We start from the raw sequence: 19310 nt of genomic DNA, 5'->3' as shown, positions 1-19310 counted from the left end.
GTCACAAAAGTTTCATGATGACAGTTAGATCAGGCAGTGAATATCCTGACTCCAGCGCTGGGCCTCTGAGATTTTAGGCATCACCTCATCTTGGCTTAAACCAAGCATGTCACACGCTTGCGTAAAGCCAGACCAATCAGCGCGTTCATAGCACTCACCTAATGAGATCAATTCACCATAGGGGCCTTGGCGTTGCAGCAGTGCTAACTTGATACTTTGATTGAGCGGAAGTTGCTCAACCAAGCTTTCTAGTGACATGTCCAACAAGGCGTCCAATACCGATAACAGCCCGATCAGAAAAGCCTGTTCCCGATATTGATTAAAAGGGGTTTGACGTGACATCAACTGACAAAACTGCGCCCGTTGCAATGAAAGGTTATACAGCTCTTTTGGCTTTTTCACTGAAATGAATGAGGCCGCAGCCAGCGAAACAAAAATTTTCAGCTTATCTTGGCCCAAATAAACCAACGCCTGACGAAATGACGAAATGGAAACTTCGAGACGATCAGACATCGTATTCACAAAACGCAGCAGCTTGTATGACAGCGCCATGTCTTTTGCAACCAAGCGTTCGACCTTATCGAAATCCACTTCAGGCTGGCACACCTCGCGAAACAGCTCCAACGCAATCAATTGTTCAGGGCTCACGTAGCGCTGCTTGATCAACTCCGGTTTACTAAAAAAGTATCCTTGAAATAACGTGAATCCAGCAGAGCGAGCTACAACAAACTCTTGCTCAGTTTCAACCCGCTCAGCAAGAAACTTGCGCTTGCTTCCTTTGGCTAAACGCTCACGCACAAAGTCACAGGCAGCCTCTAGCCCCATCGCCATGATGTCGAGTTTAACAATGTGGACGAAAGGCAAAAACCGCTCCCACTCTGGGCTATACACAAAATCATCAAGTGCAATTAAATAGCCACGAGCATTGAGCTCTTTGATGGCTTCTAACAACTCATTTGTTGGCAGACAGGTCTCTAATATCTCTACCACAATCTGCTCTTTGGGGAGACTCAGTGGTAGGCGATTCACCAGACTACGATAAGGGAAATTGATAAAGCAACGCGAGTGAGAAACGGGCTGCGCCCCGCCTAAGGAAAGAAAATTTTCAGTGATCAGGCGATAGGTCGCCCGATCACTATCAACATGACTGGGATAAGCATTGTTTTCACCGTCACGAAACAACAGTTCATAACCGAGCGTGTGACGACGGCCATTGAATATTGGTTGTCGTGCGACAAAAGTTGTGTGCATAGAATCAGTTAGCTCATATTTAACCGGCAGCATTTTATGCTTTAGCAGCTGCTAATAATGCCCCACAACCCACAAACATGGAACCGAAGACTTTATTTATTCTGGCCATGATACGGTCTGAACGAATAAAGCGCCCCATTTGCGATGCTAAAGAGGTGTAGCCCAACATCACAAACGCATCGATGATGACTGTCGTGATACCTAAGATAAGCAGCTGAACCAATTGATCGCCCGCCGGGTCAATAAACTGAGGAAATAAGGCAACCAGAAAGACGATCGACTTCGGATTGGTCAGGTTGATCAGTATCGCTTTTTTCATCAACGTACGACCTGACAAGTGATTATCACTTGCCGTTGTAGACAAGCTGCTATGATCACGCCATTTTTGAATTCCCAACCAAACTAGGTACGCTGCCCCAACCCATTTAATGATGGTAAAAGCCAGTGCCGATTTCGCCACAAGAGCGCCAATCCCCGCGCCCACCAGCATGATGTGGATCGCCAAACCTATTTGCAACCCGACAATCGCCGCTAATGACTTTCGAGTACCATAACTTAAGCCATTGCTGATGGAGTTGACGGTACCTGAGCCCGGAGCAAGACTAAAAACAATGGCCGTCACCACATAAGCAAACCAAACATGAAGATCCATCACATTTCTCCTCGACTTAATGCCAATAGGCCCACATAATTTAAGTTCATTCTTATATTCAATACCAATGCTGGAAGTCATGAATTATTCGAGCAAAGATATTACTCCCTCTTATACTCAAGAGTCGCATTTTGAGCAAGTTATCAATGCTCAAGCTGCTGAACTTTGGCAAAACCGACAAGAAGGCTTCATTAAGTCACACGATAAAACACGTCTGTTTTGGGCCGCATTGACCTCAGAAAACCATGATAAAGCCATTGTGGTTGTTAATGGCCGTATTGAATGTTGCTGGAAATATCAGGAACTTTTCTATGATTTGTTTCAGCAAGGGTATGACGTGTACTCGTTTGATCATCGCGGACAGGGGTTATCCGATCGTTTAATTGAACCTGAGCAGATGGGGCATGTCAGCGAATTTGATGACTACATCCATGATATGCATGCGGTGCTCGAAAGCTTTCCATTAGCGCGTTACCAGAAACGTTATCTGTTGGCCCATTCAATGGGTGGAACGATCGCCACGCGCTATGTGCAGCATTATCCAACTCATGGCTTCAGTGCATTATCACTCAGTGCCCCGATGTATGGGATTAACATGCCAAGCCACTTGCGCCCCATCGCGCTGCCGCTAGCGGTCGTGCTAACCAATATATCCAGCCAACCAACCTACGCTCCCGGCCATCAGGCATACTTTCCAAAACCATTTGAAAATAATCCACTCAGCCAAAGTGAGGTCCGTTATCGTTGGTTTCGAGCACTCTATGAGGCCAAACCTCAACTAAAAATTGGCGGCCCCAGCACCCGTTGGGTATGGCAAGGGATATTGGCAGCAAAACAGTGCATCTTGCACACACGACAAATCAACTTGCCTCTGCTGGTACTGCAAGCCAGTGAGGACACCATCGTCTCCAACCCTGCACAAACTAAGTTCATCAAAAAACTGGCCAACAGTAATACCCAGTGCGGTTTTAAGATCATCCATGGCGCAAAACATGAAATCTTGTTTGAACGTGACGAATACCGGAATCAAGCACTCGATGCAATCCTGTATTTTTTCTCTCAACATTAAAACCGGAAAAAACAATCTGACTTTTTTACCCTCTTTTTTCCTCGTTATTTACAGTAAAATCCATCCTCAATCTCATAGGACTCTTCATGAGTACCTAAACCACTCACTGTAACGAGGGTGATATGACCGTAGCCTTAGATCCAATGCCTGTTCTCCAAAATACTTTTCACGTTGTCGCATCCGATTTAGACGGAACCTTGCTGGCACCAAACCACCAGCTGAGCGAATTTTCAAAGCAAACGTTGAAAGAGCTACACAACCAAGGCTTCACCTTTATTTTTGCCACTGGTCGCCACCATGTTGATGTTGCTGGCATTCGTCAATTAGCCGGTATTCCTGCTTACATGATCACATCCAATGGTGCGCGCGTACACGACCAGCATGATCAACTGATGTACAGTAAAAACGTCCCCTCTGAGCTGGTTCAAGCGGTTATTGATATCGTCAAAGACGATCCAGAGCTCTTCGTTCATATGTACCAAAACGAAGAATGGTTGTTGGACAGAGACGACGAGACGCTACGCACTTTCCATGAAGAATCGGGTTTTACTTATAAGCTGTTTGATATTAACAACGCGCCTACTGATGGGATTGCGAAGGTCTTTTTCACCCATCCTAGAAAAGAGCATGAACATTTAGTCCCGTTCGAAGATAAGCTCAATGAAGCATTTGGTGACAAACTGAACATCGCCTTTTCAACACCTTGGTGCCTTGAGGTGATGGCAAAAGAAGTATCTAAAGGGGATGCACTAAAAGCGGTGGCTGAATCACTTGGTGTCACACTTGAAAATTGTATCGCGTTTGGTGACGGCATGAATGATGCGGAAATGCTCTCTATGGCAGGTCGCGGCCTCGTGATGGGAACGTCACATCATAAAGTTAAAGAAGCATTGCCAAACAATGAAGTGATTGGCAGTAACGAAGAAGACGCCGTCGCGCATTACCTGCAACAGCATCTCTTAAAATAATCAACTAAAACGAGGGCAGCATAGGCTGCCTTTGTTATTTAACGCTGGCTCGGCAGCTTCTCCTTACCTAAAATCGCCAACCATTCATGCTCTGCTACCGGCATAATAGAGAGACGATTCCCGCGCTTCACCAACGGCATATTCTCAAGTTCCGGCATCGCTTTTAGCACCGACAGTGGGATCACTCTGTCCAGCTTACGCACAAATTCAATATCCACCATCACCCAACGTGGATTATCACGGTCAGATTTCGGGTCAAAGTAATCACTTTCAGGATCAAAAGCAAAATGGTCGGGATACGCTTCCTTCACCACCCTAGCAATTCCGGCTACACCAACCTGTTTGCAAGATGAATGATAAACCAATACATGATCACCCAACTTTACTTGATCTCGCATCATATTACGCGCTTGATAATTGCGCACCCCCTCCCAACATGAGGTGTTTTGTGTGCGAAGCGTGTCAATAGAGAAAGTGTCTGGTTCTGTTTTAAATAGCCAATATGCCATAATGCCTGCCAAATAATTCTGGATTAGGAAGATATAGCATGAAGGCACTGAGAAGCCCAGTCGCAGTACTCACAATGCTTGCACTGCAAGCCTGTTCCACATCAACGCCGGTTACGGAAAGTGCTCCTGTGGTCAAAGCCACTCTTGATCACCCTGAGACCATTCAACCTCAGACTTTTGTTATGCGTGGCGAGGTGGTATTAGGACATGAAGTTCGTGCTATTAAACCGTGTGGCAGCAACAAACAATATTGGTTAGGTTTGGACGATGATCGTTTTAACCAAGCGATGACGCTCGTTCGCTCTCCTTATCAACCTCTTTATGGTGAAGTCATTGGCTATCTCAAGCCACCGAGTGAACATGGTTTTGACTCCGACTATACCGCTAATATTCACGTCACTCAGGTCAATCTGCTTAGTGCAGAAAATCCTGATCGCTGTGCCTTACCAGAAAATCCAACCCAAGCATTTGGAAATGAACCTTCTTGGTCAGCAAGCTTCACTCAAGATGGTTTGATGTTCCAGCCCCTTGGTGCTGATAAGCAACAACTTAAGGTGGAATCCAGTCGTATCACCGAATCCTCACGCCGTTATGAATTAGCCGATGGCAATTTAGAGCTGACTCAGCGTAGTTGTGTCGACAACATGAGCGACAGCTTGTATGGCTGGCAAGCTCAACTGAACATAAAAGATAAGCGTTACAAAGGTTGCGCGACGGTATCAAACCTTGACAGTACACGGGAATGGGTTGGGTTATATCACGCCGCTTCGACTCAAAACGTAGGTTTTAGCATCAATCTAGAATTATTGGCCGATCACACTGCGGTAACTACCTACAAATACAGTGATAACCAGCCAGATACGGTTGAGCGAGGTTATTGGCAGCAGCTAAATCCTGAGCAAATTCAGGTCACCATGACACACCATCAGCAACAGCGTTTATTATCAGAGCGTATCTTTAGCCGTGATGGTTATCAGTTGATTGCAGAAAAAGAGAAAGTCGGCTCTGTGGTTTACCCAATTGCTGATGGTGGGTTGATCTTGTTTCGTGCCAAATCTGAAGTGACCACTGCCCCAGTCAAAGCCACAGGCCAAGTTGATACCCGTGCGAAACAAGTGCCATCAAGCGCGAAATACAACAGCAAAGTCGACCAAGCGGTGCGCCGCTACTTTAAGTTACACCGCACATCACCGGAGAATACTCAGTACCGCTGGTTAACTTACGATCTCAATGGCGATGGTAAGCAAGAGCTGCTGACACAATTGGATTGGTGTGGCTCCGGTGGTTGTACGCTGCTGATTTTTGAAAATCATCAAGATGAATGGCGCTTTAACAGCCGTGTTACCTTAGTCAACAGTCCGATGTTTCTGGGAAGCCAAAACCATGAAGGCTGGCAAGACTTAATCTTTTATGTCAGTGGAGGTGGCGCTCAAGCCAAGCAACATCGCCTACAATACAGCGGTGTCAGCTATCCACTCAACCCAAGCGTAGCGCCTGTTGCAACCCCGCAGCAAATAAGCGCAGTGAAGCTATTTTCTGACGGCATTTCGCCACGCCAACAAGGCGTGAAGCTATAATGTTTCACTGCCCAACTTGTGGTTTAACCCATCAATGCATCTGCCACGCCTTACCTCAAACCCAGAGCCAGCTATCACTGGCTCTACTGACACACAATAACGAGCAACATAGAGACACCAATACCGGGCGTTTTCTCGCGCACAGCTTGCCACATTGTCAGGTTTATCCATGGAGTCGCACTGAGCCTCCTAAAGCACTACTGGAACGTATTGCTCAAGCAAACAATGCTTATGTGCTCTACCCCGACGACCAAAGCCAGTCTATCGAATCAGTCCTCACTCCGGTTCAAGAGCAACAAGGGGAGAACTTGTTTATTCTGCTGGATGGAACCTGGCAGGAAGCAAAAAAAATGCTACGTAAGAGCGCTTGGTTAGATGCTCTGCAAAAAGTGCATTTCACGCCGAAACACGACTCAATCTATCGCTTAAGACGTAATCAAGAATCCGGTCATTTATGCACATTGGAAGTGGGATGTGAATTGCTTGAGCTGATTGGCGAGCAAAATCACTCAACTCAGTTAAGGCAGTTTTTACAACACTATATGGATGCATTTCACGCCGACAAAAGTGGTCACGCGTTAAAATGCAAGTAAGTCTGCCAGTTGGTGGATTTCAACGTGAGGTAACTGGCGTGCTCGGTGAGCAGTGCGTAAGTTCACGGGCTGATCGTTGTACCAGCATGCCTGAAACCCATTATTCAATGCACCTTGAACATCGGTCAGTAAGTGATCACCAACATGCAAGATGTGGTGGGCAGGTAAGCGTAAATGCTGGCACGCTTTATCAAACATATCACGGTGTGGTTTTGCGCAGCCATCATCACCGGCTTTGAGAACCTGTAGAAAATAGCCCGCTAATCCAATCCGCTCAGCATCCACGTTGCCATTTGTGATCGCTACCAGCGGATAGCGCTGCGCCAGTTGCGCCATCACTCGATGTGTCTCCTGTGGTACCTCAAAATCGCTGCGCCATTGCAAAGCCAGTGTGATCGCATCATCGGCAGCAAGACGGGCCTCCTGCGATTCGTAGCCAAGTTGAATCAATCCTGTTTCAATCACCCGATGGCGCCATAACGTCACATCATGACGTAGCCAAGGATCATGTTTGGCAAGGGACTGTTTTAATTCAAACCACCATTGCGGACTTTGCGTCACTGAGATGGGATGCTGTTTATGCATCCAAGCTTGCATTCGCTTCTCTAACTGACGAATCACTGGACGGTTATCATACAAGGTATCATCAAGGTCAAATGTCATTGCCTTAATCGGCTTCAGCGAGCGATAGAATTTCATTCCTCACCATCCTGCTTTTTCGTCCCTTTGCGTTTCGCTCTCGGATGCGCCTGATCATAGACTTGAGCCAGATGTTGAAAGTCCAAATGGGTATAAACTTGCGTAGTCGAAATGTTCTCATGGCCTAAAAGCTCTTGCACCGCACGCAGATTATTACTCGATTCCAACACATGGGTTGCAAAAGAGTGGCGTAACTTGTGTGGGCTAATGTGACTAGCCACCGCTTGTTTTTGCCCCCACTCCGCCATACGTTTTTGTACATTCCGATGTGAAATGCGCACACCAAGCTTGGAGACAAATAATGCTGGCTCATCGGCATTGGCTAAATTGCCACGCACTTTTAGCCACTTGCCAACCCACTCTTCCGCCAAGCCAGAGAAAGGCACCTTGCGCTCTTTATCCCCTTTACCCACAACGCGTAACTCACCCGAAGACAAACTGATATCACGGGCATTTACACTCACTAATTCCGCCAAACGTAACCCCGCCCCATACATAAGCTCCATCATGGCTCGGTCACGGATGGCAAGCGGATCATCTTCATTCACCTCTAACAGCAGACCGACTTCATCAACATCAAGGTTTTTGGGCAAGGGTCGTTGTTTACGTGGGGCCGACACTCCTTTCGCCGGATTGGCAGAAAGCTCGCCCCGAAGGATGAGAAAGTCAAAGAAACTACGCAAGGAGGACAAACGCGTCGCTAAACTGCTGGCCTTCATCCCATCACGCATACCTTTGCTGGCTAGCTGTCTGACCCAAGCGGCATCCACTTTGCTCCAATCATGCACACCCAAGGAGCATAAATGGGTCGCCATGGTTTCGAGTTGCTGTTTGTAATTACGTTGGGTATGCAAACTCAGCCCCTTTTCGCTTCGTAGATATTCGTAGAAGCGCTCCAGAGGCTTTTGCAAACTACTAGGCAGAGGTTGTTGTGCTGATGTGCTCATTATTTTCTAGCTGCCAAGGCAGAGTGGCGATCAGGTGAGAAAAAACTAATGCGAGATGACGCAGAAATAAGGTGTCCATATGAGGTTGAAAATGGCCACCATCTTCGCTCGAAAACGCTAAAACACCTTGAACCGTATTACGACTAAGCGGTAAAACCACGTATGAACCTAACTCAGGGACTTGGGTCTCGGCATTGAATAAGGTGTCACGATCAGCCTTACGCATCCGCCCAAGGTAAGCTGGCTTGCCATTTAAATGATTGGTTGCGAAGCGTTGGTACTGATCACGTGCAATCTGATATTTGCTCACATCACATTCAAGCAGCTTGATATGCGCGACTAAACCAAGCTCAATGGCTTTACTCTCAATCGCACGCACCACCTTGTACAGCGTTTCACATTTTAAGATCTGCTCTTGCAGAGCCATAAATTCGTGAAACGTTCTATCATTATTGGCCGCAAGCGACATCAAGGTGGTGATTTCTTCTTCCAACTCTTCAATACGTTGACGCTGACGATTGAGCTGCACATGCACCAACGACACCGCACCCTGCTCATGATTTGGCAGGGCTAATCTATCCACGAGATCACGACGCTGAAGGAAAAAGTCTGGATTATCACGCAAATATTCCGCCACCACTTCAGCCGTCATGGCATCCGCTTCCACCGCAATCTCTTGCTTGGGTAGGTTATTCGTTAACTTTGTCATTTAGCAGCTCAATTGACCATCGAAGACATGGGTTGCAGGCCCCGTCATATACAAAGGGTGGCCCGGGCCTTTCCAGCTAATACGCAAGGTGCCACCAGGTAATTGGACTTTAACGTTCTCGTCCAACAGCCCTTGAACGACACCGACAGCAACAGCACCACAGGCACCACTGCCACACGCTTGGGTTTCACCAGCGCCACGTTCGTACACGCGCAGTTTCACCTCGTTGCGGTTTATCACTTGCATAAAGCCCGCATTAACACGCTCTGGAAAACGTTCATGAGACTCAAGTAGAGGGCCAAGATTATCCACATCCGCAAGGTCAACATCATCCACCACAGTCACCACATGTGGGTTGCCCATGCTCACAGCCCCACAAAACAAGGTTTTGTCTTCAGTACGCAGAATGTATGTTTTTTCCGTCTGCTTCGCCTTGAATGGGATCTTACTCGGTTCAAATTCCGGTTCACCCATGTTCACCGTCACTTGATCATCTTCCTCAATATTGAGGACCATTTTCCCTTTCTTGGTACTGACATTAATACTGAATCGATTGGTCAACCCTTTCATTCGCACAAAACGCGCAAAGCAACGAGCACCATTGCCACACTGCTCAACTTCACTACCATCTGCGTTGAAAATACGGTAATGAAAATCCGTTTCAGGATCATAAGGCGCTTCAACCACTAAAAGCTGATCAAAGCCGACACCTGTGTGACGATCCGCCAAACGACGGATCAACTCAGGTGAAAAGAAAATGTTCTGAGTAATGCAATCCACGACCATGAAGTCATTACCCAGACCGTGCATTTTAGAGAAATGGAAATGCATAAAAGACTACTTACTCCGGCAATACGTTTTCTAATGCCCACAGGCTACCCAGCGTTTCACGCTGGCGCACCAAATGCGCTTGATCGCCATCGACAATGACTTCTGCTACTCGCGGACGGGTATTGTAGTTTGAGGACATCACAAACCCATACGCACCAGCAGAACGAACCGCCAACAGATCCCCTTCTTCAATCGCTAGACTACGATCTTTACCTAGGAAATCACCCGTTTCACAGATAGGCCCCACCAAATCATAAGTTTGAGCTTCACCATCTCTTGGTTTCACAGACACGATATCTTGCCATGCTTGATATAAAGCCGGGCGCATCAAATCATTCATCGCCGCATCGATGATGGCGAAATTCTTATGTTCAGTATGTTTGAGGAATTCAACACGAGTCAGAAGTAACCCCGCATTCGCCGCGATCGCTCGGCCTGGCTCGAAAATCAGTTCCAGATCTTGATGATTTTCCAAACGGGCAAGTAATGCTTTGGCGTAATCAGAAGGTTGTGGTGGTAACTCATCACGATAAACCACACCTAAACCACCACCGACATCAAGGTGTTTAATGTTCACCCCATGTGCTTTTAAGTCATCAATCAAGGCAAGCAAGCGATCCGTAGCATCAATAAATGGCTCGATATCCGTCAGCTGGGAACCGATATGACAATCAATACCTTGAACATTCAAATGCTCTAAGCTTTGTGCAAACTGATAAACCGCTGGCGCGCGATCAAAAGCAATACCAAATTTGTTATCACGAAGGCCGGTCGAAATATAAGGGTGCGTATGTGCGTCCACATCTGGGTTAATACGCAAAGAAATCGGTGCTGTAACACCCAGCTCCCCCGCGACTTGATTCAGACGTTCCAACTCAGGCTCAGACTCAACGTTAAAGCATTTGATCCCAAGTTCAAGCGCACGCTTCATTTCTGCAGCCGTTTTACCCACACCAGAAAACACGACTTTTGCAGGATCACCTCCGGCAGCCACCACACGCTCAAGCTCACCACCAGATACAATATCAAAGCCAGAACCTAAACGGGCTAATGTATTAAGCACACCTAGGTTAGAGTTCGCTTTCACGGCATAGCAAACTAAATGAGGGTGTTCACCTACTGATTTATCAAAGGCATGCCAATGGCGCTCTAGTGTCGCACGAGAATAAACATAAAGCGGTGTACCGTACTGCTGCGCAAGATCATTGAGTGAGACATTTTCGGCCCACAGCTGGCCATCATCCTGATAGTTGAAGTAATCCAAAGTTTTGTTCCCTTAATTAACTGACTTAACGCTCTGTTTGCTCATTTTGTGGTGCATCTTCAGGCATGTAAAGTGAACCAGTTTGGCCGCACCCAGCAAGGCCGAGTACAGATAATAGAAATAAAGCTAAGAGTGGTTTTTTCATAACGGATATCGTGATTATTATTCCAATGCCCCCTATAATCGCACCACACTCAGGAAAAGCAATAGGATAGATTGGATGAACGACACTGAATTTCATCAACAAGTAGATGTTCAAATGCAAATTATCGAAGAAGCGATTGATGATTCAGGCGCGGACATCGATTATGAAACCGTAGGGAACGTGATGACGCTTGAGTTTGACGATCGCAGCCAAATCATCATCAACCGCCAAGAACCTATGCACGAGATCTGGCTGGCATCCAAATCTGGTGGCTTTCATTTCAAATTAATTGAAGACAAATGGACCTGCTCTAAGACAGGCTCTGAGCTGTTTGAAATGGTTAAGCAAGAGTGTGAAAAGCACGCCGGCGAAGAGATTGACTGGGTTTAACGACCAATGAAGACAAAAAAGAGCATCTAGGATGCTCTTTTTTTGTCTTTAGCCATTCACCGCTTTATCAGGTCTTGAATAGTTAGACCCATCGTTACGGTAAGGCACGATATAGGAGTCACTGTCTTTAGGGTGAACAATTTGATAGTACTGTGGCAAATTGAAGTTGATCAGCTTGGACGACAAGTTAGCTTCATCTTTTACCGAGGTGTAGAAAGTGTTCACATTGGCGATCATCTCATCTTTCTCGCCACTAAACTGGTGGTAAACCTCAACACGGTTGGCCTCATCCAAGACATAGATATTGAAGCCCTGCTCTGAATCTTCAAAGAAAAACTGGATAAGACCTTCGCTGGCAAATCCATCGACAATTTCTGGCAACTGGTAATCTTGCTCTTTGTCGAGCATAAGCAGAGGGGAACCTTTCAATTTGTTGGTTGAAATACTGCGGTAAAAGTCGACCGAGTTCTCCAACATTTGAACCGAAACACCTCGACGTTCGAAGAATAAACCATACATTTGCTGGCCAATACGCAGCGCCTTAAAGCGGCGGCGCTTCTCTTGTTCAACGGGTTTTAAGCGTAAATCGATACATTCAGCCAGCAGCTGATACACCATATTGCGCATCACACCACGCATATTCTTGCTGTAGCAAAAAACATCCACGGAATCTGGCGGTAACGCGTCTTGGTGCATTTTACCAAGTACAGTTTTTAGTGCATCCAGCATCGCCGTTTCCCCTTTAAAGTGAAGGGTTCGGACTTCATGCCATGAATTTCGGTATACTAAATCGACACTGCCCACTAAGCATTTCTGCTCCGCACCAAAGCTGAAAATATCCACATTTTTCAAGTCGACTTTCTGAGCTTTAGCACCCAGTTCTGCCGTCGGATCATTTTCAAAGTTGATGAACATCGCCAGTTGGCTAATTTCACACGGGCTAGCAAGTGCTTGCATGGTTGGGCGACGTTTACGTAACGAGAAGGTATTACGCAGATCACTCACCATCTGATAAAACTTATCGATGTCTAAGTGAGCATCACGCACGACTGAATGTAAACGCGTCGACTCCGTAATTAAGCCGTTAAAAAATGCCCATGAAACCAACTTACTCAAATATTCGTGATGCTCAAGTGTCGGTTGACCAATGATGCGATGAGGAATTAAAGGCTGCTTATAGAGATACCACCCCGCTTGATTTGAACGGCCGGGCTTCACTTCAATAAAGGTTAAGTCTGGTTCGTGTAAATCAGGCGATATCTGTGGGTTAAGTAAGGTCACTTTCCCCGGAAGCACTTCAAAAGCCGCGTATAACTTGCGCGCCAAGATGCTGATATCTTGAGGGCTGATCGCCGAGGTGATGTCATTGCGACGAGCAAACTGGATAAGGTTACGGTAGCTTAGCATTAAAGCATCAAGCAGCGCGTTGTGTACCACTTTTACTTGTTCGACTTTCCAGTTACGGCGGTCATCAAGCTCTGCCAGTATGTTGTTATCCCAATGCCATTTTTGGATCATGTCACTCAGCGCTTCACGTCGCCAAGCGACTGAGCCGATGTCCGGAGCACGAGACAGTTTCTCATGTGTTTTGAGGTAGAAACAGCGACGAACTAAATCAAGACGTGTGCTATCGCCAATTCGCTCCAGATAACGCGTGACTTTTTCCAGCATTAAGTAATACGCGTCCATGCCATATAAATCTGGTTCATCGGCAAAAAAGCGGCGCTTTGTATCAATACTCAGTAGCTGTGTATTTGGGTACTCCCACGAATACGCTTCCAGCAAAATCGCTTTAAGTACCGACTTGTAAGGCGAATCAATACTTTTATATAGCTGCCACAGGTTAGAGCCAAAATACTCCTCTGCAGGAATGCAGTTGAGTTGCCCAAAATCAATCCACTGTGAACAGTCAATGTAGCCTTTTGCACAAAGGTCGCGAACGTATTCGTCGTAGCACTCTTCCATTTCTGGCGGAACAATTTGCCATAGCAAACGCTGACCAGCTAAACGCACGGCACTGCGATAGAACTCATCCAATAACAGCATGTGCTGTGAAGAGCCACAGTTATCACCTGTCATCTCTTCGGAATGATTGGTGCGGAATCGCTCTTCATCCATCACAAAGAAGTTTGCTTCAACACCTTGGCTTTGCGCCCAGTCGGTGATTAACAAACACTTATTCGACAAACTTTCACGTTCACTACAGTCCATCTCTGGTGAAACACAGACCCAAATGTCTAAGTCACTTGATGTGCTTTGGCCGATGGAGGACGTGCTTCCCATGGTATAAAGACCAAGAATGGCAGGCGTTGATGTTGCTTCAAGCGTACGACTAATGGTGAGCTCAGTATCTTCAATAAACTGTTGCTGAATGTCGTTAGGTTCGAACCCATCGACCCCAAACGGCACTTGTGCATCGTAATAACCAGGAATGACAGGGTGATTGTAATGAAGTAAAGCGGGAATAAGATGGAAAACTCGCTGGCTTTGTAAATCCATAAGCGCCAGCGCGCGATCAATTCGCTGCTGGTTCAACATATCTAATCTGTGGATTAACGTTTGAATGTAAGCCTGCAAGGGAGAGTCCTTGGTTAAAGTCCTATTTCACTGCTCGAACATTAAGTAAGCAAAAGCAGCTGCAAAACGTGATCAATCTAACACTTTTATTCTAGTTGGTAAAGAATTGTACGATCAGAACGACATTGTCTTGCCTGAATCCATATCTCTTATAATTGCGACCATAGTTTGGTACTTCTACGTGTTTTCTAATAATAGCCCATCTTACAAACGAGATACAGGTCACACTATTTTGACTATTTTATGCTAGCCCACCATCTATTCTTCATCTGAGTGATCTAGCAGTAATACTTTGACCATGACAGTGGTAGGATTAGCACATTCAATTCCCCATCAAAATAGTAAAGAGACTCATGAGCCAATCTACGCCTATCCGAATCGCAACACGTAAAAGCCCTCTCGCTTTGTGGCAAGCTCACTACGTAAAAGATGCACTACAAGCTGCGCACCCAGGACTGGAAGTAGAACTGGTGACGATGGTAACCAAGGGCGACATTATTTTAGACACGCCACTTGCAAAAGTGGGTGGTAAAGGCTTATTTGTGAAAGAGTTGGAAGTCGCCATGCTAGAAGGACGTGCTGATCTTGCCGTTCATTCCATGAAAGATGTGCCCGTTGATTTTCCAGAAGGGCTCGGACTCGTTACCATTTGTGAGCGTGAAGATCCCCGCGATGCTTTTGTGTCTAACACTTACCAAAACATCGATGAACTGCCTCAGGGTGCAGTTGTGGGAACATGTAGCTTACGCCGCCAATGTCAGCTAAAAGAGTCTCGCCCAGATCTTCAAATCAAAGAGCTTCGCGGCAATGTAGGAACCCGTCTAGGTAAACTCGACGCGGGCGAATATGATGCCATTATCTTAGCGGCGGCAGGTTTGAAACGGTTGGAGTTAGAAGATCGTATCCGTAGCTTTATTGAACCAGAACAATCTCTCCCAGCCGTTGGCCAAGGCGCTGTTGGTATCGAATGCCGTTTAGATGACAAACGCCTACTTAAATTGCTAGAGCCTTTAAACGATAGTGATACGGCTGACCGCGTTCGTTGCGAGCGAGCAATGAACTTGACCTTAGAAGGCGGCTGCCAAGTCCCGATTGGTAGTTACGCGTTACTAAAAGACGATCAAATCTGGCTTCGCGCATTAGTCGGTGAACCAGATGGATCTCAAATTGTTCGTGGCGAAATTTCAGGCCCTCGTAGCAAAGCAGAAGAGCTGGGCGTAACACTCGCAAATCAGCTTCTTGATAAAGGCGCGCGAGAAATCCTAACCAAACTTTATCAAGATCACGAGTAATCACTATGGCCGTGTTGGTAACTCGACCTGGCCAGCAAGGCCAAACTCTCTGCCAACAATTAAATGATGGGGGCATAAACAGCCTCCATCAGCCCCTCATTCAGTTTTCATCAGGGCGTGAACTCGCTTCTCTACCCACTAAGATCGGCCAATTCAACGTTATTATCGCCGTTAGCCAGCATGCCGTTTCCTTTTCATCTCAGACTTTGATCTCATCTAATCAAGACTGGCCAGAATGTCAGTATGTTGCCGTTGGTCAAAAAACTGCACAGGATCTAAGCAAAGTATGCGGGCAAAAAGTACACTACCCAGAAACCAGCGATAGTGAGCATCTGTTGCAATTACCACTATTAAACAAGGTAAAAGGTAAGAAAGTTCTTATATTACGTGGCAATGGTGGTCGAGAGCTCATTTTTGACACACTTTGTCAGCGCGGAGCAAGGGTAGAATACCTAGAGACATACAAACGAGAAAACATCAGATTCAACTCGCGCTCTTTGGTACCCATTTGGAAAACGAAAGGCATCAAACAGTTGATCATTACCAGCAGTGGCCAACTGGTGTATTTCGTTTCACAAGTCGCTGAGGAATTTCATAATTGGCTGTTTCAATTACAGCTTTATGTACCGAGTAAACGTATTGCCGAAGAGGCTCGAGATATCGGTTTTACCTCCATAGTGAATACCGAAGGAGCCTCAAATAAAGACTTGCTGGCTGCTCTCAAGCCAAACAAACAGGACGATTAGCAATGACAAGCAAAAATAATAAAAACCATCAGGAAAAAGAGAAGAAACAAGAATCCTCTCCAACTGAACTCAATAAAGCTGAAGAAGTAAAAAAAGAGGCACCGTCTTCTCCTGAGCCTAAAGTAGAACCCAAGCAAGAAAAAACTGAAGAGTCTGTAAAATTTGAAGAAAAACAGGGCAAACGAGGTGTTAAGCTTGGAGTATTGGCCATTGTATTATCTATTGCCTTTGGTGGTGGCCTAACCTATTACATGCAACAAAAAGATGCCCAGTATCAAGCTCAGATCACCGCGTTAGAAGGCCGCCTACAACAGGCGAACAGTGCTATCGAGCAAAGCCTTGATACCACCAAACAAGCGGCTGTTAAAAAAGCGACTGAAATTGTCCACCGTGCAGAAACCGTCATTGCTCAGCAGCAAAAAAGTATCGAAAGCCTCCAACTTGCAATTACTGATATCAAAGGTCGTCGACCAAATGATTGGTTGCTAGCAGAAGCTGATTATCTTGTGAAACTTGCTGGTCGTAAGCTGTTTTTAGAGCATGATGCTGTCAGTGCCACCAAATTGATGGAAAGTGCCGATCAACGCATTGCTGCATTAAACGACCCAAGCTTGGTTCCTCTACGTAAAGCAATGGCAAACGACATTGTTAAGTTAAAAGGTATCCCACTAATTGATCGTGATGGGCTAGTACTACGTATTAGTGCAATGCAGCAACAAGTAGATAAGCTGCCCCTAGCTAATGCATTATTACCAGAAGCTCAACAAGAAGAAGCGGAAGTCGTCTCTCAAGACATTAACGACTGGAAAGACAACTTGATGACATCGTTAAAAGACTTCTCTGAAAACTTCATCACATTCCGAACGCGTGATGGCAATGTCATCCCGCTACTTTCACCACAACAACATTTCTATTTGAAAGAAAACATCAAAGCGAAACTAGAAACAGCAATCAAATCGGTTTACGTTGAACAACAACAGATCTACACCACTGCATTAACCACAGCCAATAAATGGTCTAAATCTTTCTTCAATCAAGATGACAGCAATGTAAAAGAGTTCAATGCGACTCTTGAGCTGCTCAGCAAGCAGAAAGTTCAAGTGGAGTACCCTGTTAAACTTGAAACACAACAATTATTAAGCGATGTGATCACCGAACGTCTACGCCGTGAAGTCACCACATTAATCACGGAGGAGAAATAATGATTCGATTACTGTTTCTCTTTATTGTTCTCGGCGCCGGCCTCTTTGTTGGCTCTCAATATTCGGGGCAACAGGGCTATGTCCTAATTTCCATCGCAAACAGCACCATTGAGATGAGTGTCACCACACTCGTCATTTTTGTTATTGCTGCGCTTGCTGTGTTGTTTTTGCTGGAATACATCATTAAAAAAGCATTCAACGCCAGCTCAGCGACGTGGAACTGGTTTAGCGTTCGTAAAGTGAAACGCTCGCGTCGTTACACCAACGAAGCAATCATCAAATTGTTAGAAGGTGACTTTAAACAGGCAGAGAAGAAAGCAACCCGTTGGGTGAATCATCACGATATGCCACTTTTATGCTACCTTGTTGCCTCAGAGGCCGCTCAAGGACAAGGTGATACCACGAAACGTGATCAATACCTTGAAAAGGCAGCACAGCAAGAGAATGCCCAATTAGCTGTAGAGCTAACGCGAGCAAAGCAACAAGTTCGACAAGGCGAGTTCTCTCCAGCATTCGATACACTTTCTACGCTAAAAAATACTGCACCAAATAATCCTGTAGTGTTGAACTTACTTAGAAGTGTTTATATCGAACTTAAGCTATCGCAACCATTACTTGATTTACTACCAAAGCTGGAAAAAAACAAATTGGCCAGCCCTGAAGAGATCGAGCATTTAGCGGCACAGGCGCAATGTGGCCTTCTCGCTGAAGTTGCGAATAAAGGTGGAAGCGAAGGACTGATCGCACATTGGAATAGCTTACCTCGCAAGCAAAAAAATAATGTGATCTTAGTTGAGCGTTTCGTAAAACAACTGATTGCACGTAAAGCAGATAATGAAGCGTTTACTGTGGTCAAAGAGAGTGTGAAAAAGCACCCTAACTCAGCGCTCTATGCCTTAATTCCCGAGATGAACTTACCAGATACCCACCCTGCAATTGCCATGCTCGAGAAAAGCCTGAATAAAGATGGGCAAAACGCTGAAGCACACAGTGCATTAGCCAGACTGCAAATGCAAAATGAGAACTGGCCTTCTGCGCAAGAGCATTTCGAAAAAGCATTATCTATTCGTTCAAACGTATCTGATTACAGCTTACTTGCTGACGTTTTAGAAAAACAAAACCTTAGCAAAGCAGCTCATGAAGTATCGAAGAAAGCACTAACTTTGACGCAAAGCGCATAAGTCTAAATAACTTTATAGCCGACCTTTAGGTCGGCTTTTTTACGCCCAAAGACTTTGATAGTACTGGCTTCCAGATAGTTATATCTCCCCTTCCAAAAACCTCTCGCTAGCCACTGAAATCGAGCCTCCCTTCACAGTTACAAGCTTTGTATTACGGACTAAAAACACCACCTGACTATTCCGAAGGGTTATCCAGTCCTCATTCATAGTGTATGAACCGATCCACACAAAAATTTCAGGCAACCAAATAGAAAGCAGCCATCACTATTAATTTTGTTCAATAGCGAATATCGCTTCAGTTCAATGAACATTGACCTCAATAGGTTAAATAGCGCCCCATACGCGCTTGCAAAAACTTAGAAAGGCTACGAGGCAATGACGACTAGTTAGAAGCTTATCTATCGCTCTACAGCAAAAAGCCCTACTAAAACAAATAAGGTTTAAGCAAAATCGACATACAGAGATTCATCTCTCTATCAAGAAGAAAGAAAAGCGACATGAAACGACAAACATTTTTTGGGACAAAGGCACTCGATGAAATAGCTGAGTTCTTGGTTGGTATTGTATTGAAGGGCCCTAAAGATAATCACCTTAATACAAGGCTTTTGCAAAGTAGTGGAAGAAATAGAGGAAGGGGCAGGACGCTTACGCTCAAGACGCATCATTTCCTAAAAAGAAAAATCGATATGCCTAAAACGACAAAACCCA

Annotated in this window: 20 protein-coding genes; 10 read left to right on the top strand and 10 right to left on the bottom strand. The window is 45.6% G+C overall.

Annotated elements, in window-relative coordinates; genetic code table 11:
- Window positions 1-24 precede the first annotated feature (24 nt).
- Window positions 25-1251, bottom strand: coding sequence for an EAL and HDOD domain-containing protein (locus tag ACQEXS_RS20925; protein ID WP_427015072.1), 1227 nt, complete (start codon window positions 1249-1251; stop codon window positions 25-27).
- A 34-nt stretch (window positions 1252-1285) separates the two neighbouring features.
- Entirely contained in the window at window positions 1286-1903 is a 618-nt protein-coding gene (gene rhtB / locus ACQEXS_RS20920) for a homoserine/homoserine lactone efflux protein (RefSeq protein WP_427015071.1), read from the bottom strand.
- Window positions 1904-1982: 79 nt separating this feature from the next.
- Between rhtB and ACQEXS_RS20915 the strand changes: the two genes are divergently transcribed.
- Window positions 1983-2972 carry an alpha/beta fold hydrolase gene (locus ACQEXS_RS20915; RefSeq protein ID WP_427015070.1) on the top strand — a complete coding sequence of 330 codons (990 nt, stop codon included), beginning with the start codon at window positions 1983-1985 and terminating at the stop codon, window positions 2970-2972.
- Window positions 2973-3115: 143 nt separating this feature from the next.
- Complete coding sequence (locus tag ACQEXS_RS20910) at window positions 3116-3940, top strand: Cof-type HAD-IIB family hydrolase (protein ID WP_427015080.1); 825 nt, start codon at window positions 3116-3118, stop codon at window positions 3938-3940.
- Between the two features lie 38 nt (window positions 3941-3978).
- Here ACQEXS_RS20910 and ACQEXS_RS20905 read toward each other — a convergent pair whose 3' ends face one another.
- The gene (locus ACQEXS_RS20905) at window positions 3979-4449 is read right to left on the bottom strand and encodes an EVE domain-containing protein (protein ID WP_427015069.1); all 471 of its coding nucleotides are present in this window, start codon (window positions 4447-4449) and stop codon (window positions 3979-3981) included.
- Between the two features lie 38 nt (window positions 4450-4487).
- Here ACQEXS_RS20905 and ACQEXS_RS20900 point away from each other — a divergent pair, with 38 nt between their 5' ends.
- Together ACQEXS_RS20900 and ACQEXS_RS20895 are read left to right on the top strand one after the other, a co-directional pair.
- Window positions 4488-6026 (top strand): COG3650 family protein, encoded by a 1539-nt coding sequence (locus ACQEXS_RS20900; protein ID WP_427015068.1) that lies wholly within the window; start codon window positions 4488-4490, stop codon window positions 6024-6026.
- Window positions 6026-6619, top strand: a complete 594-nt coding sequence (locus tag ACQEXS_RS20895; protein WP_427012131.1) for a tRNA-uridine aminocarboxypropyltransferase — start codon at window positions 6026-6028, stop codon at window positions 6617-6619. Before ACQEXS_RS20900 ends, ACQEXS_RS20895 begins: the two co-directional genes overlap by 1 nt.
- Here ACQEXS_RS20895 and yigB read toward each other — a convergent pair.
- From yigB to lptM, 6 genes are read right to left on the bottom strand one after another with little or no spacing between them, the layout of a single operon-like run.
- Window positions 6605-7318: a 5-amino-6-(5-phospho-D-ribitylamino)uracil phosphatase YigB gene (yigB, locus tag ACQEXS_RS20890; protein ID WP_427015067.1), complete on the bottom strand. Its 714-nt coding sequence runs from the start codon at window positions 7316-7318 to the stop codon at window positions 6605-6607. The two genes, ACQEXS_RS20895 and yigB, sit on opposite strands and share 15 nt — an antisense overlap.
- Entirely contained in the window at window positions 7315-8265 is a 951-nt protein-coding gene (xerC, locus tag ACQEXS_RS20885) for a tyrosine recombinase XerC (RefSeq protein ID WP_427015066.1), read from the bottom strand. The genes yigB and xerC overlap by 4 nt, the downstream gene beginning before the upstream one ends.
- Entirely contained in the window at window positions 8234-8974 is a 741-nt protein-coding gene (locus tag ACQEXS_RS20880) for a DUF484 family protein (protein WP_427015065.1), read from the bottom strand. The genes xerC and ACQEXS_RS20880 overlap by 32 nt, the downstream gene beginning before the upstream one ends.
- The gene (dapF, locus tag ACQEXS_RS20875; RefSeq protein ID WP_367987572.1) at window positions 8975-9805 is read right to left on the bottom strand and encodes a diaminopimelate epimerase; all 831 of its coding nucleotides are present in this window, start codon (window positions 9803-9805) and stop codon (window positions 8975-8977) included.
- Window positions 9806-9815: 10 nt separating this feature from the next.
- Complete coding sequence (gene lysA / locus ACQEXS_RS20870) at window positions 9816-11069, bottom strand: diaminopimelate decarboxylase (RefSeq protein ID WP_427015064.1); 1254 nt, start codon at window positions 11067-11069, stop codon at window positions 9816-9818.
- A gap of 25 nt (window positions 11070-11094) precedes the next feature.
- Window positions 11095-11214, bottom strand: a complete 120-nt coding sequence (lptM, locus tag ACQEXS_RS20865) for an LPS translocon maturation chaperone LptM (RefSeq protein WP_427012136.1) — start codon at window positions 11212-11214, stop codon at window positions 11095-11097.
- 75 nt (window positions 11215-11289) lie between these two features.
- Between lptM and cyaY the strand changes: the two genes are divergently transcribed.
- Window positions 11290-11604 carry an iron donor protein CyaY gene (gene cyaY / locus ACQEXS_RS20860; protein WP_427015063.1) on the top strand — a complete coding sequence of 105 codons (315 nt, stop codon included), beginning with the start codon at window positions 11290-11292 and terminating at the stop codon, window positions 11602-11604.
- Between the two features lie 48 nt (window positions 11605-11652).
- Here cyaY and ACQEXS_RS20855 read toward each other — a convergent pair whose 3' ends face one another.
- Window positions 11653-14181 (bottom strand): class I adenylate cyclase, encoded by a 2529-nt coding sequence (locus tag ACQEXS_RS20855; RefSeq protein WP_367987576.1) that lies wholly within the window; start codon window positions 14179-14181, stop codon window positions 11653-11655.
- A gap of 353 nt (window positions 14182-14534) precedes the next feature.
- Between ACQEXS_RS20855 and hemC the strand changes: the two genes are divergently transcribed.
- The 5 genes from hemC to ACQEXS_RS20830 all read left to right on the top strand — a co-directional run.
- The gene (gene hemC / locus ACQEXS_RS20850; protein ID WP_367987577.1) at window positions 14535-15473 is read left to right on the top strand and encodes a hydroxymethylbilane synthase; all 939 of its coding nucleotides are present in this window, start codon (window positions 14535-14537) and stop codon (window positions 15471-15473) included.
- 5 nt (window positions 15474-15478) lie between these two features.
- Window positions 15479-16219: a uroporphyrinogen-III synthase gene (locus ACQEXS_RS20845; protein WP_427015062.1), complete on the top strand. Its 741-nt coding sequence runs from the start codon at window positions 15479-15481 to the stop codon at window positions 16217-16219.
- Between the two features lie 2 nt (window positions 16220-16221).
- Window positions 16222-17421 (top strand): uroporphyrinogen-III C-methyltransferase, encoded by a 1200-nt coding sequence (locus ACQEXS_RS20840; RefSeq protein ID WP_427015061.1) that lies wholly within the window; start codon window positions 16222-16224, stop codon window positions 17419-17421.
- Window positions 17421-18602: a heme biosynthesis protein HemY gene (locus ACQEXS_RS20835; RefSeq protein WP_427015060.1), complete on the top strand. Its 1182-nt coding sequence runs from the start codon at window positions 17421-17423 to the stop codon at window positions 18600-18602. Before ACQEXS_RS20840 ends, ACQEXS_RS20835 begins: the two co-directional genes overlap by 1 nt.
- A gap of 497 nt (window positions 18603-19099) precedes the next feature.
- Window positions 19100-19310, top strand: a 211-nt coding sequence (locus tag ACQEXS_RS20830) for a hypothetical protein (RefSeq protein ID WP_427015059.1), incomplete at its 3' end; no start/stop codon positions are given.

This window comes from Vibrio sp. TRT 17S01, assembly GCF_050113695.1.
In the GTDB taxonomy this organism is placed as follows: domain Bacteria; phylum Pseudomonadota; class Gammaproteobacteria; order Enterobacterales; family Vibrionaceae; genus Vibrio.
Note: the sequence above shows the minus strand (reverse complement) of the source record. Positions and strands in the feature narration are given on the sequence as shown.